This is a genomic window from Pseudomonas sp. URMO17WK12:I6 (genome assembly GCF_003253625.1).
In the GTDB taxonomy this organism is placed as follows: Bacteria; Pseudomonadota; Gammaproteobacteria; order Pseudomonadales; family Pseudomonadaceae; genus Aquipseudomonas.
In genome coordinates this window covers 59,069-74,972 of the sequence record NZ_QKYZ01000008.1, presented here as the reverse complement: position 1 = coordinate 74,972, position 15,904 = coordinate 59,069, and the positions used below count along the sequence as shown (strand labels likewise).

Sequence of the window (15,904 nt, the reverse complement as noted above, 5' to 3'; positions counted from 1 at the left end):
GTTCGATCGTTCCCACGCAGAGCGTGGGAACGATCAGTGCGCTAGCTCACGCATCCGCTGCAACACCGCATTCAAGCCATTGCTACGGGACTGGGACAACTGGCGACCCAGCCCCAGCTGACTGAACCAATCCGCCAAATCCACCTGTTGCAACTCAACTGCGGACAACCCGTTGACCCGCGCCAGCAGCAACGCCACCAACCCGCGAATCAATCGCGCATCGCTGCTGGCGCTGAATTGCCAGTGCCCGTCCTGCAACGTGCCGACCAGCCAGACCTGGCTTTCACAACCATGCACGCGGTTGGCGTCGACTTTATCCACATCGCTCAACGCTGGCAGACGGTCGCCCCACTGCATCAACAGTCGCGCCCGCTGTTCCCAGCTCGCCGCCTGCTGAAACGTGTCCAGCGCTGTAACGGCATCGACGGGCAAGGTCATCGCAACAACTCCAGGGCCTGATCCAGTGCTTCGAAAAAGCGCTCAAGGTCTTCGGAATTGTTGTACAGCGCCAACGACACCCGAATCGCCCCGGCCAGTTCAAAGCTTTTGAGCAACGGCATGGCGCAATGATGGCCGGCGCGCACGGCGATGCCCTGTTCAGTCAGCAAATGCGCCAGATCAGAGTTATGCACACCCTCGACGATGAAACTGGCCAGCGCCAGTTGCGGTTTGCCCAGCAGGCGAATGCCGTTGCGCGCTTCCAGGCCTTTGAGCAGATAGTCATGCAGCGCCGCTTCGTGGGCGGACACGGCGTCCTGATCCAGCCCGGTCAGGTAGTCCAGCGTTGCGCCCAGACCGATCACACTGGCGATCGGCGGCGTACCGGCCTCGAACCCCAGCGGTGCGGACCGAAAGCGAGCATCTTGGTAGTTGGCGTCCAGCACCATTTCGCCGCCGAACTGCCAGGGGCGTAGCTGTTGCAGCGCTTCGTTGCACCCGAACAGCACGCCCAGGCCATCGGGGCCGTAGAGTTTGTGGCTGGAAAATACGTAGAAGTCGCAGCCCAGTGACTGCACATCGTGCCGACCATGAACCACGCCTTGAGCGCCATCGACCACGGTCAGCGCGTTGTGTGCCTTGGCCATCGCCAACAGCGCGGGCAACGGTTGCCAGGCGCCCAGCACGTTGGACAGCTGGCTGACCGCCAGCAAACGGGTTCGCGGACCGATCAACTGCGCGGCGACATCCAGGTCGATCAAACCATCGACATTCAGCGGCAGGATCACCAGCTTCAGGTCGCGACGGTGGGCCAGTTGCTGCCACGGCAACAGGTTGGCGTGATGCTCCAGAGCGCTGATGACAATTTCATCGCCTGGATTGAAAAGGTGTTCCAGGCCATAGGCCAGGAGGTTCAGCGCGGAAGTCGCACCGTGGGTAAAGATAATCTGTCCGCAATCGCCGGCATTGAGCCATTGTGCAACTTTGCGGCGGCTGTCCTCGAACGCCTGGGTGGCATGGGCGCCGGGCAAGTGTTGCGCCCGATGCACGTTGGCCGCGCCGTTGGCGTAGTAATGCGCCAGGGCATCCAGCAGGGCTTGAGGTTTTTGCGTGGTGGCGGCGTTGTCCAGATAGGTCTGGTCTTGCCGTTGCAGTGCGGCGATGGCCGGAAAATCGGCGCGCCAGGGAGAAGGAATCATCATGTTGTTCGGCCCTGGTGACATGGGCGGGTGTACGCCTGACCTTGCAGGAGCGAGCGATGCGGCGCTCCTACAAGGTGATCGTTTGACGCTCTGCTTAGTTGTGAGCGTGCAGCGCTTCGTTCAGTTCGATGGCCGACTTGTGGGTTTTGCACTCCACGGCACCGGTTTCCGAATTGCGACGGAACAACAGGTCAGGTTGACCGGCCAATTCACGGGCCTTGACCACTTTGACCAGCTGATTCTTTTCGTCCAGCAGCGCCACCTTGGTGCCGGCCGTCACGTACAGGCCCGACTCAACGGTGTTGCGATCGCCCAACGGGATGCCGATACCGGCATTGGCGCCGATCAGGCAGCCTTCGCCCACCTTGATCACGATGTTGCCGCCACCCGACAGGGTGCCCATGGTCGAGCAGCCGCCGCCCAGGTCCGAACCCTTGCCGACGAACACGCCAGCCGACACGCGGCCTTCGATCATGCCCGGGCCTTCGGTGCCAGCGTTGAAGTTAACGAAACCTTCGTGCATCACGGTGGTGCCTTCGCCCACGTAGGCGCCCAGACGAATACGTGCCGCGTCAGCGATACGCACGCCGGCCGGTACCACGTAGTCGGTCATTTTCGGGAACTTGTCCACCGAGAACACTTCCAGCAGCTCGCCGCGCAGGCGGGCTTCCAGTTGATGCTCGGCCAGTTCGGACAGGTCGATCGCACCCTGGCTGGTCCAGGCCACGTTCGGCAGCAGCGGGAAGATCCCGGCCAGGTTCAGGCCGTGCGGCTTGACCAGGCGGTGGGACAGCAGGTGCAGCTTGAGGTAAGCCTCAGGCGTGGAGCTCAGCTGTGCGTCTTCGGCCAGCAGCGTGGCGACCAGCGGCTTGTGGCTCTCGGCCAGACGGGTCAGCAGCGCAGCTTGTGCAGCGTCGACGCTTTTCAGCGCTTCAGCCAGTTGCGATGCCTGAGCAGTGCTGAAGGCGATGGCCTGATTGCCTTCGGTGTAGCCCAGAACCGGTGCAATGGCAGCGACCAGTTCGGCCGACGGATTGAGCAGTGGCTGCGCGTAAAACACTTCCAGCCATGCGCCTTGACGGTTTTGAGTGCCGACACCAAAGGCCAGGCTGAACAGGGTAGTGGACATGTTGATACCTCTAACAAAATGGAACGGGCTGCCTTACTTGAGTGCGGCCGCGTAGATATCTGGCTTGAAGCCAATCAGGGTTCTGTCACCGAGATCGAGCACCGGGCGCTTGATCATCGAGGGTTGTGCGAGCATCAGTTCGATGGCTTTCGGCTGGTCGAGATCGGCTTTGCGTTCGTCGTCGAGCTTGCGAAAGGTCGTGCCTGCACGGTTCAACACCACTTGCCAGCCGTGCTCCTCGCACCATTGGGTCAGGTGTTCACGGTCGATTCCGACCGCTTTGTAATCATGGAAGTCATAGCCGACAGCGTGTTCATCGAGCCAGGTGCGCGCCTTTTTCATGGTGTCGCAGGCTTTGATGCCGAAAAGGTGCAACGTTTTGCTTGAAACGGTCAAGGAATTGCCCCCTTTGCAGGTGCTGAAAATAAAAGGTGACGGATTATGCCATGACCGGACAGTTTCGCGTCGACTGTGGTCGGGTTTGTCTTTTTGTCTTGGCAATCGACTGTTCTATACGACATAGGTGCAACGATCGGCCTGCAGTCTAAGCCGCTAATATGGCACTTCAATGCTGTCGATTGCTCGTGAACCGCGCTTTATGCGCGATGTTGAGTGTACGGCCGTTTGCCCACAGCTTTGAGTAGCTGACGAGCGAGCGCTTGCGTCGAGACCTGATGGTTGAAGCAGCGTTGGCTGGGTTTTTATTGACGGTGTGGATGAAGTATAAGGCTCTATAATGTGTAGCTTTATATTGACTGTCAGAGGCAGCTTATCCACCCCTGACAGTGTTTGGGTTTATCTCCCGCTGTAAATTTCTGTCATCAGCTTTACGTCGTTTGCAGATAAGCGATTGTTACGCGCTATCGCTACACCGTCGAGAGTAAGTTCAGCCTGGATAGGGTAGTGCATGATTGAGGTGCGGTCATAAGGCGATGTTCGGGTTTTTGGTTTTTCCAATTTTTTTAACAGGTTGGAATAGATCTCCTCTCTTGACCATTTTTGTGTTCGGCTCATGAATTCGTAAACGGCAGTTTCGTTCCAGTTAATATTGGCATCTGGATGTTGATGTTCGTGTTTAAGCCCAAGAGCGTGACCAAACTCATGCAGCACGTTACCGAAGAAAACTTGATTTAGTCCTTGCCATTGCAAATTCATGGTCGGTTCATCTTTCGGTACAAGCAGTGCGTCAGTGCCAACAACGGACCAATTCCCTGAATGGAACTCGTCAGATATCCGGATATCACCCTCTGAACCTTCGACGAAAAGGATGCGAACGTCAAAGACGGCAGGTATCCATTGGTGGATTGCTCCTTGTGTGGCCTCGATGAACCAACGGTTTGTGCTCAGAAAAGCCACTTTTAGTGTCCGACCTTTTTTCCAGAATTTGGTGTGGTCGCCTACAGCGCGTTTTTGTCGGCCTCCTGGTATTGTCTGGGGCGCGTTCGCTAGGTCTTCATTGATTGCCGCATCATAAGAAGCCTGAATATCATCGGGCTCAATGCACTTGCATAAGTTCATACTCGTCATCCTTGTGAGTGTGTTGTTTGAGGTCTCCGTTATTGGAGATGCATTGGTTTGTTTGTCTATGTGATTTTGTTTTGGTCTAATGTTCAGGCGGGTTTTATAGTGTGTGTTGCTTGGTGTCGTCAATTGGCGAGCGAAAGGGATATGTAAGTTTGTTTTTGTGGGGGGGAGGGTGTTGTTGTGTGTGCTGGGTGTGGAGGTGTTATTAAATAAATGGCTTGGTTGATGATGCTCCGCACTACATTGCATAGTGCGGAGCTTATATGAGTTATTTATTGCGTGTAATAAACGCGCGAATTCGCTCTGCGGCTTCAATGCATTCTGCCAACGGTGCAACCAGCGCCATACGTACTCGGCCTGCTCCGGGGTTTGAGCCGTTCACTTCGCGAGACAGGTAAGACCCTGGTACGACCGTCACGTGTTCCTCGGCAAACAGATCCCGGCAGAACGCCGCGTCGTCGCCATTTACGTTTGGCCACAGATAGAAACCGCCATCCGGGCGCTGCACATCCATCACCGGGCTGAGGATTTCCAATACCGCATCGTATTTCTCACGGTACAGCGCACGGTTGGCCCGCACATGCACTTCGTCGTTCCACGCGGCAACGCTGGCCAGTTGCGTTTGAACCGGCATCGCACAGCCGTGGTAAGTGCGATACAGCAGGAACCCCTTGAGGATGTCTGCATCGCCGGCCACAAAGCCCGAACGCAGGCCTGGCAGGTTGGAACGCTTGGACAGGCTATGAAACACCACGCAACGCTTGAAATCTTTGCGGCCTAGTTCAACGCAGGCGCTGAGCAGGCCGGGTGGTGGGGTCTGTTCATCGAAGTACAGTTCGCTGTAGCACTCGTCAGCGGCGATCACGAAATCGTATTCGTCGGCCAGGGCGATCAGTTTTTTCAGGGTTTCAACCGGGATCAACGCGCCGGTCGGGTTGCCCGGCGAGCACAGGAACAGGATCTGGCAACGCTTCCAGATGTCTGGCGAAACAGAGTCGAAATCCGGGTTGAAGCCGTTTTCGTCAAGGCATGGCAGGTAATGCGGCTTGGCTCCGGCCAGGAACGCCGCGCCTTCGTAGATCTGATAGAACGGGTTCGGGCTGACCACCAGCGCGTCTTCACCACGGTTGACCACGGTCTGGGTGAATGCGAACAACGCTTCGCGGGTGCCGTTGACCGGCAGCACGTTGCGCGCGGGGTCGAGCCAGCCATTTGGAACGCTGAAACGGCGTTCGCACCATGCGGCGATCGCTTCACGCAGGGCCGGGATGCCGAGGGTGGTCGGGTATACGGCCATCTGATCCAGATTGCTTGCCAAGGCTTCGGCGACAAAGCTTGGCGAGCGATGCTTCGGTTCGCCGATGGACAACGCGATGGCGCGTTTGTCCGGGTTTGGCGTGACGCTGCCGAGCAGGGCGCGGAGCTTTTCGAACGGGTAGGGCTGCAACTGGTTCAGAGCGTTGTTCATGGGGGCCTCGTTCAATATGGGAGCGGGCCTGTGTGGCGAGGGAGCTTGCTCCCGTTGGACTGCGCAGCAGTCGCAAGCTTTTGGGGTCGCTTCGCGACCCAGCGGGAGCAAGCTCCCTCGCCACACAAGCCCGCTCCCACAGGGGGATTGGGTTGATTCAGATGCTGATGCGCGAATGTTTGATATCGGGTTCCTGGTTGACGCTCAGCTGTTTGACGATTGCATCCTGCAAGCGGCTGCACAGCAAGGGGTCGGACAGCGGCTGATTGTTGGCGTCGGTGATAAAGAACACGTCTTCCACGCGCTCGCCCAAGGTGGCGATCTTGGCGTTCTGCAGCGACAGGTCGAACTCGAGGAAGATCGTGCCGATCCGCGCCAGTAACCCAGGACGGTCGGGTGCGCTGAGTTCCAGCACGGTCACCGGACGCTGGGCATCGTTGTGGATTGTCACCTGTGGCGCAAAGGTAAAATGTTTGAGCTGACGCGGCACCCGACGCTGGATAATCGTTGGGTAGTTGTCCGGATTGCGCAGGGCTTCGGTCAGGCCTTCGCGGATCTGCTTGACCCGCGCCGGGTTGTCGCCGATCGAGTCGCCATCGGTGTCGAGCACGATATAGGTGTCGAGGGTGAACTGGCTGCTGGAGGTGATGACCCGGGCGTCGTGAATGTTCAGGTTGAGCTGGTCCATCGCCGCTACGGTCACGGCGAAGAAGTCGTGCTGGTCCGGCGCATAAATGAAGATCTGCGTACCGCCCTCGAACTCGCGCTGGGTGGTTTCCTTGATCAGCACCAGCGGGCCGCCGTCGGCCGGCTGCTGCAAGATTGCATCAGTGTGCCAGGCCACGTCGCCGGCGGTGTGACGCAGGAAGTAGTCATCGCCCAGTTGTGCCCACAACTGCTCGACGTCGTCCGGGTCGGTGCCGCCGCGTACCAGAATGTCCAGCGCTGCGCTTTGGGTCTGGCGGATCTGTTCTTCGCGATCCACCGGGTTTTCCAGGCCGCGACGCAAGGCGCGCTTGGTCTCGGTGTAGAGCTGGCGCAACAGGCTCGCGCGCCAGGAGTTCCATAGCGTCGGGTTGGTCGCGTTGATGTCGGCAACGGTCAGCACATACAGATAATCGAGGCGGGTTTCATCGCCGACAATCTGCGCGAAATCGTGGATCACATGCGGGTCGGACAAGTCCTTGCGCTGGGCGGTGGTCGACATTACGAGATGGTTTTGCACCAGCCAGACGATCAGGCGGCTGTCCCAGATCGGCAACTGATGGCGCTGGCAAAAGGCTTCGGCGTCCACTGCGCCGATTTCCGAGTGGTCGCCATGCCGGCCCTTGCCGATGTCGTGGTACAGGCCGGCCAGGTAAATCAACTCCGGCTTGGGCAGTTTGGCCATGAGCTTGCTGGCCAGCGGGAATTTTTCCGACACCTGGGTGTACTGCAACTTACGCAGGTGCTTGATCAGGTTCAGGGTGTGCGCGTCGACCGTATAGATGTGAAACAGGTCGTGCTGCATCTGCCCGACAATAAAGCCGAACTCCGGCAGATAACGCCCAAGGATCCCGTAACGGTTCATCCGCCGCAGGTTGCGGTGGACGCCGATCTTGCACTTGAACAATTCGATGAACAGGCTGGTATTGCGAATATCGTTGCGGAAGTCGTCGTCGATCAAATGACGGTTCTCGCGCAGCAGGCGGATGGTGTCGGCGCGTACGCCTTTGATCTCCGGCTGCTGGGCCATCAGCACGAAGATTTCGAGCATGGCGAACGGCGTGCGGCGGAACACATTGTTGTTGCGCGCCTCGATGTAGCCGTCGTGCAGCTGGAATCGCGAGTTGATCGGCTGGGGCGGTGCCTCGTCTTCGGGGGCCAGGATCACTTCTTCGAAGTGCTGGATGATCAAGTCGCTGAGCTGGGCAATGCTCATGACCACCCGGTAGTACTGCTGCATGAAGTTTTCGATGGCGTGCTTGGCGTCATTGCCGACGAAACCCAGCAGCCCGGCAATTGTGCGCTGGTGATCGAACAGCAGGCGGTCTTCGGCGCGGCCGGCGAGCATGTGCAGCGCATAACGCACTTTCCACAGGAATTCCTGGGACGAAGCCAGCAGGGCGTTCTCGCTCTCCACCAGGAAACCTTCGCCGGCCAGGGCCCGCAGATTGAGGGTGCCGTACTCACGACGGGCAACCCACAGAATCGTCTGGATATCCCGCAGGCCACCGGGCGAGCCCTTGACGTTGGGTTCCAGGTTGTACTCGGTGTCGTTGTACTTGTGGTGACGGGCTTTCTGTTCGGCGCGCTTGGCCAGGAAGAACTCCTTGCTGGGCCACATGTGTTCTGTGCTAGTCACGTCCAGCATGCGCTGGCGCAGGCGCTCGGGACCGGCAATGGTGCGGCTTTCCATCAGGTTGGTGATCACCGTCAGGTCGGCGCGGGCTTCCTCGGCGCATTCGTCAACCGAGCGAACGCTCTGGCCGACTTCCAGGCCGATGTCCCACAGCAACGTCAGAAAACGCTCGATTGAATCACGGAAAATTTCGTGGTCGGCGCCGCCCAGCAGGATCAGCAGGTCGATGTCAGAGTAGGGGTGCAACTCGCCACGACCGTAGCCGCCGACCGCGACCAGCGCGATGTCGGCTTCGAAGTTCCAGTTGAATTGCTCCCAGGCCTTTTGCAGGATGTTATCGACGAACCAGGCACGATCCTCGATCAGCCGGCGAATCTCCCGGCCGCTGCGAAACCGCTCGTCGAGCACTTCGCGGGCCTGACGGATCGCCTTCTTGAAAGCAGCGATAGGGCTTGCCTTCAGGGCCAGTTCAGCCTGGAACTGGCCGCGGTCGAAGAGTTCGGGATCCACCTGCGGCATCGATTGGCTTTCCTTTCTATAAGGCTGGGAACGGCGCGGGCGGGATCAGGCCGAAACGCGCGGGATGGTATCGTCGCTGCGCAGGGTGAAGATCTCGTAGCCGGTATCGGTCACCAGCAGAGTGTGTTCCCATTGCGCCGACAGCTTGCGGTCCTTGGTGATCGCGGTCCAGCCATCGCCCAGCACCTTGGTGTCGGCCTTGCCCTGGTTGATCATCGGCTCGATGGTGAAGGTCATGCCGGCTTTCAGTTCCATGCCGGTGCCGGCGCGGCCGTAGTGCAGGATCTGCGGTTCTTCGTGGAACACCTTGCCAATGCCGTGGCCGCAGAACTCGCGAACCACCGAGAAACCGTTCTTTTCCGCGTGCTTCTGGATCACTTCACCGATATCGCCCAGGCGGCAGCCGGGTTTCACCAGTTCGATGGCCTTGTACATGCATTCCTGTGTCACCTGGGACAGACGCTCGGCCCAGACTGGCACGGTGCCGACGTGGAACATGCGGCTGGTATCGCCGTGGTAGCCGTCCTTGATCACTGTGACGTCGATGTTCAGCGTGTCGCCATCCTTCAACGGCTTCTCGTTCGGGATGCCGTGGCAGACCACGTGGTTGATCGAGGTGCAGATCGACTTCGGAAAGCCCTTGTAGTTGAGCGGGGCAGGAATGGCTTTCTGCTCGTTGACGATGTAGTCGTGGCAGATGCGGTCCAGCTCTTCGGTGGTAACGCCCGGCTTGACATAATCGGCAATCATTTCCAGCACATCGGCGGCCAATTTGCCGGCGATCCGCATTTTTGCGATGTCCTCTGGGGTTTTGAGGGTGACGGTCATACAGGCTCTCTCTGCGCTCAATGGCGCCTTCTAAAACGAAATGGGCATTGCGCGAACGATCGTCGCGGCCCTGAAAAACGCAATTCTACCAGACGATCAGGGCAAATCTGAGCTTCTGTGCATCGCTTCTCTCTATAGGATGGCGCATTCTTGGGGGATTCCAAGGGCGGGATCAAAAGCATTCGCCAGGTTTTCAGAATGCGGGTTCCGTTTTTTCCGGCCTTGTGATATAAAATGCGCCGCTTTCCGGGGTACCCTGAAAAGCTTAAATCCACACACGTGTCGACACGATGACCTGGGTGCCTTCAGCTGATGCTGCTGGTTGGTCATTGGGATACGTGGAGGCCAAACCCGACTTATTAAGGAACTATCATGTCCCAAGTCAACATGCGCGATATGCTGAAGGCCGGTGTGCACTTCGGTCACCAAACCCGTTACTGGAATCCGAAAATGGGTAAGTACATTTTCGGCGCGCGTAACAAGATTCACATCATCAACCTTGAAAAAACCCTGCCAATGTTCAACGAAGCTCTGACTTTCGTAGAGCGTCTGGCCCAGGGCAAAAACAAGATTCTGTTCGTCGGCACCAAGCGTTCCGCTGGCAAGATCGTTGCTGAAGAAGCAGCACGTTGCGGTTCGCCGTACGTCGATCACCGCTGGTTGGGCGGCATGCTGACCAACTTCAAAACCATCCGTGCTTCCATCAAGCGTCTGCGTGACCTTGAAGTGCAAGCTGAAGACGGTACTTTCGCCAAGCTGACCAAGAAAGAAGCGCTGATGCGCACTCGCGATCTTGAGAAGCTGGATCGTTCCCTGGGTGGTATCAAGGACATGGGCGGTCTGCCAGACGCTCTGTTCGTTATCGACGTTGATCACGAGCGCATCGCGATCACCGAAGCCAACAAGCTGGGCATCCCGGTTATCGGCGTAGTCGATACCAACAGCAGCCCGGAAGGCGTTGACTACATCATCCCAGGCAACGATGACGCAATCCGCGCTATCCAGCTGTACATGGGTTCGATGGCTGACGCTGTTATCCGTGGTCGCAACAATGTTGCTGGCGGCACTGTAGAATTCGTAGCTGAAGAAACTCAGGCTGCAGCTGAGTAATTGACGCCCTGGCGTTGACTCAGTAAGCAAAAAGGGGGCTTGGCCCCCTTTTTGCCACCTCGAAAACCATTTGTCGGCGCCCACTGCTTTATCTGTAACGTGCGGCAGCTAACAAGGGTGGTTCGGGAAGAATTGATCGCCCGTTCGATCGGGTGGAATGGTTGAAAACCTATCCAAGAGGAATTTGAAAATGGCAGAGATTACTGCAGCGTTGGTCAAAGAACTGCGCGAGCGTACCGGCGAAGGCATGATGGACTGCAAAAAGGCCTTGACCAAGGCTGGCGGCGACATCGAAAAAGCCATTGATGACATGCGCGCTTCGGGCGCCATCAAGGCTGCCAAGAAAGCCGGCAACGTTGCCGCTGAAGGCGCAATCGCTCTCAAGGAAGACGGTAAATCCGCCGTTCTGCTGGAAGTGAACTCGCAGACCGACTTCCTGGCTCTGCAGGACGACTTCAAGGCATTTGTTGCTGCCAGCATTGAAAAAGCGTTCGCTGACAAACTGACCGATGCTGCTCCGCTGATCGAAGCGCGTGAAGCTGATCGTCTGGTTCTGGTTGGCAAGGTTGGCGAAAACGTCAACATTCGTCGCCTGGCTCGCGTTGAAGGCGATGTTGTTGGTGGCTACCTGCACGGCAACAAGATTGGTGTTGCGGTTGTTCTCAAGGGCGGCGACGTTGAGCTGGCCAAAGACATCGCTATGCACGTAGCGGCTACCAACCCTGAATTCCTGCTGCCGTCGGAAGTTTCCGCTGAAGCGATCGAGCGCGAGAAAGGCGTGTTCCTGACCCTCAACGCTGACAAGATTGCCGGCAAGCCAGAAAACATCGTTGAAAACATGGTCAAAGGCCGTATCAGCAAGTTCCTGGCTGAAGCGAGCCTGGTTGAGCAGGCGTTCGTCAAGAACCCTGAAATCAAGGTCGGCGACCTGGCCAAGAAAGCCGGTGCTGAAATCGTTTCTTTCACCTACTTCAAAGTAGGCGAAGGCATCGAGAAGCCAGTAGACAACTTCGCAGAAGAAGTTGCTGCCCAGCTGGCTGCCAGCAAGCAATAAGACGGTTTTTTAACTGTCGCCCTGAAGAGGCTGCCCGCTTACGCGCGCAGCCTCTTTTCAGATGGGGTTGCCAATTTTATTTGGTTTCCTTTTGGAACTGGCTTACAAAGCCATGTTCCGATGGCGCTGAAGCAGCGCCAAGCTAGAGTGAACGCCAGCTGTAAACAGCTCGCAAAGAATTTTTAAAATACGCCGCAGGAGAGATTCGCAATGGCTCAGCAGGGCAGTGGTTATCAGGCTCGCTATAAACGCATTCTACTCAAGCTTAGCGGCGAGGCCCTGATGGGCTCGGAAGAGTTCGGGATCGATCCGAAAGTTCTGGATCGCATGGCACTGGAAGTTGGCCAACTGGTTGGCATCGGTGTTCAGGTCGGTCTGGTGATCGGCGGGGGTAACCTGTTCCGTGGCGCAGCGCTCAGCGCCGCCGGCATGGATCGGGTCACTGGCGACCACATGGGCATGCTGGCCACTGTGATGAACGCCCTGGCGATGCGCGATGCGCTGGAACGTGCCAATATCTCGGCCATCGTGATGTCGGCCATTTCCATGGTTGGCGTGACCGATCACTATGATCGCCGCAAAGCCATGCGCCACCTGAACTCCAAGGAAGTCGTGATTTTCGCGGCCGGTACTGGCAATCCGTTCTTTACAACGGACTCGGCTGCCTGCCTGCGCGCAATCGAAATCGATGCCGATGTGGTGCTCAAGGCAACGAAGGTTGATGGCGTCTACACCGCTGACCCGTTCAAAGACCCGCATGCCGAGAAGTTCGATCATCTGACCTACGATGAAGTGCTGGATCGCAAGCTGGGTGTGATGGATCTGACGGCCATTTGCCTGTGCCGCGACCACAAGATGCCGCTGCGCGTGTTTAATATGAACAAACCCGGTGCCCTGTTGAATATCGTACATGGCGGCGCTGAAGGAACCCTGATCGAGGAAGTTCAACAATGATCAACGAAATCAAGAAAGACGCTAAAGAGCGCATGCAGAAATCCGTAGAATCGCTGGCGCACAACTTCGGGCGTATCCGTACCGGCCAGGCGCACCCAAGCATTCTGGAAGGCGTGATGGTTCCGTACTACGGCGCCGACACTCCGATCAAGCAAGTGGCGAACATCACCGTTAAAGACGCCCGTACCCTGCAAGTCGTTGCCTTCGAGCGCAACATGCTGGGCGCGGTCGACAAGGCTATCGGTAGCGCTGGCCTGAATCTCAACCCGACCAACCTGGGTGAGTTGCTGCTGATCTCCATGCCGGCCCTGACCGAAGAAACCCGCCGGGGCTTCACCAAGCAGGCTCGTGATGTCGCTGAGGATGCCCGTGTTGCCGTGCGCAACATCCGTCGCGATGCAAACAGCTCGCTGAAGGACCTGGTCAAGGAAAAGGAAATCAGCGAAGACGAAGAGCGTCGTGCCACTGGCGAGATCGACGATCTGACCAAGAAATTCGTGGCTGAAATCGACGCTAAGTTGGCGGAGAAAGAAAAAGACCTGATGGCCGTATAAGGGTCGAGTTTCAAATGGACAAGACCAAGCAGACTGCGCCGTCCGCGGTGCCGCGCCATGTCGCGATCATCATGGATGGTAATAATCGTTGGGCGAAAAAACGCTTTATGCCGGGTGTCGCCGGGCATAAAGCGGGTGTGGATGCTGTTCGTGCGGTCATCGAGGTGTGTGCGGAGTCCGGGGTTGAGGTATTGACCCTGTTTGCGTTCTCCAGTGAGAACTGGCAACGCCCGGCCGATGAGGTCAGTGCCTTGATGGATCTGTTCTTCAGGGCGCTGCGTCGCGAGGCCAAGCGCCTGAACGACAACAACATCAGTTTGCGCATCATCGGCGACCGTTCGCGTTTTCATCCGGAGCTTCAAGCTGCCATGCGTGAAGCCGAGGCTATGACTGCCGGCGTCAATCGCTTTATCCTGCAGATCGCCGCCAACTACGGTGGTCAGTGGGACATCGCGCAAGCTGCGCAACGTCTGGCGCGCGAAGTTCAGGCCGGGCATCTGCGCCCTGAAGACATCACTCCCGAGCTGTTGCAAACCTGTCTGGCGACCGGCGATCTGCCGTTGCCGGACTTGTGCATCCGTACCGGTGGCGAGCATCGCATCAGTAACTTCCTGCTGTGGCAACTGGCTTACGCCGAGTTGTACTTCTCCGACCTGTTCTGGCCGGACTTCAAACACGACGCCATGCGCAATGCGCTGGCTGATTTCGCTTCTCGCCAGCGTCGCTTCGGTAAAACGAGCGAGCAGGTCGAGTCTGGAGCCCGGGTTTAATGCTTAAACAACGAATCATCACGGCACTGATTCTGCTGCCGATTGCCCTGTGCGGGTTTTTCCTGCTTGAAGGGTCCGGTTTTGCACTGTTTATCGGGCTGGTGGTGACGCTGGGGGCATGGGAATGGGCGCGCCTGGCGGGTTTCGCCGGCCAGGCGATCCGTGTTGCTTTTGCAGCTGTGGTCGCGCTGATGCTGTTTGTCATGCACATCCTGCCGGGGCTCGCGCCTTGGGTGTTGGGTGCCTCGGTGCTCTGGTGGGGCGTGGCCACCTATCTGGTGCTGACTTATCCACGGTCCAGCGAACACTGGGCCAGCGCTGCCTGCAAGCTGGCGATCGGTTTGTTGATTCTGTTGCCGGCCTGGCAAGGTCTGATCCTGATCAAGCAGGAACCCTTGGGCAACTGGCTGATCATGGCCGTGATGGTGTTGGTCTGGGGCGCCGATATCGGTGCGTACTTTTCCGGTCGAGCCTTCGGCAAGCGCAAGCTGGCACCACAGGTCAGTCCTGGCAAGAGCTGGGAGGGCGTGTACGGCGGCTTGCTGCTGAGCCTGGTGATCACGGCAATCGTCGGTTTTGCGCGGGACTGGAGTTTCGCTCAGATGCTGATGGGCCTGTTCGGTGCTGCGATCATTGTGTTCATTTCGGTGGTGGGTGACCTCACCGAAAGCATGTTCAAGCGCCAGTCGGGGATCAAGGACAGCAGTAATCTGCTGCCAGGGCACGGCGGTGTGCTGGACCGCATCGACAGTCTGACAGCGGCGATTCCGGTGTTCGCCGTGCTGCTGTGGATGGCGGCATCGTGAGTCGCCCACAACAGATTACCGTGCTGGGGGCGACCGGCTCGATTGGTCTGAGCACTCTGGACGTCATCGCCCGTCACCCCGAACGCTATCAGGTATTCGCCTTGAGCGGTTTCACTCGTTTGAGTGAGCTGCTGGCGCTGTGCGTGCGTCATACGCCGCGTTTCGCGGTCGTGCCGGAATCTGGTGCTGCCCGAGGCTTGCAGGACGAATTGCATGCGGCTGGCCTGTCGACCCGTGTTCTGGTGGGAGAGGAGGGCTTGTGTCAGATCGCCTCGGATCCAGAAGTCGATGCGGTAATGGCGGCGATCGTCGGGGCGGCGGGTTTGCGTCCGACCCTGGCGGCGGTCGAGGCCGGCAAAAAGATTCTTTTGGCCAATAAAGAAGCGCTGGTGATGTCCGGTGCGCTGTTCATGCAGGCCGTGCGTAAAAGCGGTTCGGTGCTGCTGCCGATCGACAGCGAACACAACGCGATTTTCCAGTGCATGCCGCAGGACTTCTCTCGTGGTTTGGGCGCGGTCGGTGTACGCCGGATTCTACTGACAGCCTCTGGTGGCCCGTTCCGGCAGACGCCCCTGGCCGAACTGGCGCATGTTACCCCCGAGCAAGCGTGTGCTCACCCGAATTGGTCCATGGGGCGCAAGATTTCGGTGGATTCGGCCAGCATGATGAACAAAGGGCTCGAGCTGATCGAGGCCTGCTGGCTGTTCGACGCTACGCCCTCTCAGGTCGAAGTGGTGATTCACCCGCAAAGCGTGATTCATTCGCTGGTCGACTATGTCGATGGTTCGGTGCTGGCGCAGCTGGGTAATCCGGATATGCGCACACCAATTGCCAATGCCCTGGCGTGGCCGGAGCGGATCGACTCGGGCGTTGCGCCGTTGGATCTGTTCGCCATCGCTCGCCTGGATTTCCAGGCACCCGATGAAGAGCGTTTCCCTTGCCTGCGCCTTGCGCGTCAAGCCGCCGAGGCTGGTAACAGCGCGCCGGCCATGCTCAATGCCGCGAATGAAGTGGCTGTGGCGGCCTTTCTCGACGGACGGGTTCGCTATCTGGAAATCGCGAGTATTATCGAGGAAGTATTGAACCTCGAGCCTGTGGTTGCGGTTGATGATCTCGAGGCAGTGTTTACGGCCGATGCGAAAGCACGGGTACTGGCCGGGCAATGGTTGAGTCGTCACGGCCGATAAGTGCTGCAATACGTTGGCCC

15 protein-coding genes are annotated in these 15,904 nt (G+C 58.1%); 7 read left to right on the top strand and 8 right to left on the bottom strand.

The features are described 5' to 3' along the window. Positions 1-33: 33 nt before the first annotated feature. The 8 genes from F475_RS16120 to map form a co-directional block, all read right to left on the bottom strand. Positions 34-438 carry a SufE family protein gene (locus F475_RS16120; RefSeq protein ID WP_111454282.1) on the bottom strand — a complete coding sequence of 135 codons (405 nt, stop codon included), beginning with the start codon at positions 436-438 and terminating at the stop codon, positions 34-36. Continuing rightward, on the bottom strand, positions 435-1,640 hold the full coding sequence (locus F475_RS16115) for an aminotransferase class V-fold PLP-dependent enzyme (RefSeq protein ID WP_111454351.1): 1,206 nt from the start codon (positions 1,638-1,640) through the stop codon (positions 435-437). The genes F475_RS16120 and F475_RS16115 overlap by 4 nt, the downstream gene beginning before the upstream one ends. A 94-nt stretch (positions 1,641-1,734) precedes the next feature. Then, the gene (dapD, locus tag F475_RS16110; RefSeq protein ID WP_064620069.1) at positions 1,735-2,769 is read right to left on the bottom strand and encodes a 2,3,4,5-tetrahydropyridine-2,6-dicarboxylate N-succinyltransferase; all 1,035 of its coding nucleotides are present in this window, start codon (positions 2,767-2,769) and stop codon (positions 1,735-1,737) included. Positions 2,770-2,802: 33 nt separating this feature from the next. Beyond that, on the bottom strand, positions 2,803-3,165 hold the full coding sequence (locus F475_RS16105; RefSeq protein WP_064620065.1) for an ArsC family reductase: 363 nt from the start codon (positions 3,163-3,165) through the stop codon (positions 2,803-2,805). A gap of 399 nt (positions 3,166-3,564) precedes the next feature. Next, a complete protein-coding gene (locus F475_RS16095) occupies positions 3,565-4,287 on the bottom strand; it encodes a M12 family metallopeptidase (RefSeq protein ID WP_158538464.1) in 723 nt (240 codons plus the stop codon). Positions 4,288-4,561: 274 nt separating this feature from the next. Then, a complete protein-coding gene (gene dapC, locus F475_RS16090; protein ID WP_111454280.1) occupies positions 4,562-5,761 on the bottom strand; it encodes a succinyldiaminopimelate transaminase in 1,200 nt (399 codons plus the stop codon). Between the two features lie 157 nt (positions 5,762-5,918). Next, entirely contained in the window at positions 5,919-8,621 is a 2,703-nt protein-coding gene (locus F475_RS16085) for a [protein-PII] uridylyltransferase (protein WP_064620056.1), read from the bottom strand. Between the two features lie 45 nt (positions 8,622-8,666). Continuing rightward, positions 8,667-9,449, bottom strand: coding sequence for a type I methionyl aminopeptidase (gene map, locus F475_RS16080; protein ID WP_018927020.1), 783 nt, complete (start codon positions 9,447-9,449; stop codon positions 8,667-8,669). A gap of 372 nt (positions 9,450-9,821) precedes the next feature. On the opposite strand from map, the gene rpsB reads away from it, so the two are divergent. The 7 genes from rpsB to ispC all read left to right on the top strand — a co-directional run bounded on the left by rpsB (position 9,822) and on the right by ispC (position 15,884). Next, positions 9,822-10,559, top strand: coding sequence for a 30S ribosomal protein S2 (rpsB, locus tag F475_RS16075; RefSeq protein ID WP_018927019.1), 738 nt, complete (start codon positions 9,822-9,824; stop codon positions 10,557-10,559). A gap of 190 nt (positions 10,560-10,749) precedes the next feature. Next, positions 10,750-11,613: a translation elongation factor Ts gene (gene tsf / locus F475_RS16070; RefSeq protein ID WP_018927018.1), complete on the top strand. Its 864-nt coding sequence runs from the start codon at positions 10,750-10,752 to the stop codon at positions 11,611-11,613. Between the two features lie 210 nt (positions 11,614-11,823). Then, a complete protein-coding gene (pyrH, locus tag F475_RS16065) occupies positions 11,824-12,567 on the top strand; it encodes a UMP kinase (protein ID WP_003198235.1) in 744 nt (247 codons plus the stop codon). Next, positions 12,564-13,121, top strand: a complete 558-nt coding sequence (frr, locus tag F475_RS16060; protein ID WP_007940501.1) for a ribosome recycling factor — start codon at positions 12,564-12,566, stop codon at positions 13,119-13,121. Before pyrH ends, frr begins: the two co-directional genes overlap by 4 nt. A 14-nt stretch (positions 13,122-13,135) precedes the next feature. After that, the gene (uppS, locus tag F475_RS16055; protein WP_018927017.1) at positions 13,136-13,891 is read left to right on the top strand and encodes a polyprenyl diphosphate synthase; all 756 of its coding nucleotides are present in this window, start codon (positions 13,136-13,138) and stop codon (positions 13,889-13,891) included. Then, positions 13,891-14,697 carry a phosphatidate cytidylyltransferase gene (locus F475_RS16050; RefSeq protein ID WP_018927016.1) on the top strand — a complete coding sequence of 269 codons (807 nt, stop codon included), beginning with the start codon at positions 13,891-13,893 and terminating at the stop codon, positions 14,695-14,697. Before uppS ends, F475_RS16050 begins: the two co-directional genes overlap by 1 nt. Then, positions 14,694-15,884 (top strand): 1-deoxy-D-xylulose-5-phosphate reductoisomerase, encoded by a 1,191-nt coding sequence (ispC, locus tag F475_RS16045; RefSeq protein WP_018927015.1) that lies wholly within the window; start codon positions 14,694-14,696, stop codon positions 15,882-15,884. Before F475_RS16050 ends, ispC begins: the two co-directional genes overlap by 4 nt. Positions 15,885-15,904: the final 20 nt, after the last annotated feature.

What these genes read in the sequence shown, in the direction of transcription:
- F475_RS16120 (WP_111454282.1), bottom strand. Translation starts at nt 438, where the DNA reads ATGACCTTGCCCGTCGATGCCGTTACAGCGCTGGACACGTTTCAGCAG.
- F475_RS16115 (WP_111454351.1), bottom strand. Translation starts at nt 1,640, where the DNA reads ATGATGATTCCTTCTCCCTGGCGCGCCGATTTTCCGGCCATCGCCGCA.
- dapD (WP_064620069.1), bottom strand. Translation starts at nt 2,769, where the DNA reads ATGTCCACTACCCTGTTCAGCCTGGCCTTTGGTGTCGGCACTCAAAAC.
- F475_RS16095 (WP_158538464.1), bottom strand. Translation starts at nt 4,287, where the DNA reads ATGAACTTATGCAAGTGCATTGAGCCCGATGATATTCAGGCTTCTTAT.
- dapC (WP_111454280.1), bottom strand. Translation starts at nt 5,761, where the DNA reads ATGAACAACGCTCTGAACCAGTTGCAGCCCTACCCGTTCGAAAAGCTC.
- F475_RS16085 (WP_064620056.1), bottom strand. Translation starts at nt 8,621, where the DNA reads ATGCCGCAGGTGGATCCCGAACTCTTCGACCGCGGCCAGTTCCAGGCT.
- map (WP_018927020.1), bottom strand. Translation starts at nt 9,449, where the DNA reads ATGACCGTCACCCTCAAAACCCCAGAGGACATCGCAAAAATGCGGATC.
- rpsB (WP_018927019.1), top strand. Translation starts at nt 9,822, where the DNA reads ATGTCCCAAGTCAACATGCGCGATATGCTGAAGGCCGGTGTGCACTTC.
- tsf (WP_018927018.1), top strand. Translation starts at nt 10,750, where the DNA reads ATGGCAGAGATTACTGCAGCGTTGGTCAAAGAACTGCGCGAGCGTACC.
- pyrH (WP_003198235.1), top strand. Translation starts at nt 11,824, where the DNA reads ATGGCTCAGCAGGGCAGTGGTTATCAGGCTCGCTATAAACGCATTCTA.
- frr (WP_007940501.1), top strand. Translation starts at nt 12,564, where the DNA reads ATGATCAACGAAATCAAGAAAGACGCTAAAGAGCGCATGCAGAAATCC.
- uppS (WP_018927017.1), top strand. Translation starts at nt 13,136, where the DNA reads ATGGACAAGACCAAGCAGACTGCGCCGTCCGCGGTGCCGCGCCATGTC.
- F475_RS16050 (WP_018927016.1), top strand. Translation starts at nt 13,891, where the DNA reads ATGCTTAAACAACGAATCATCACGGCACTGATTCTGCTGCCGATTGCC.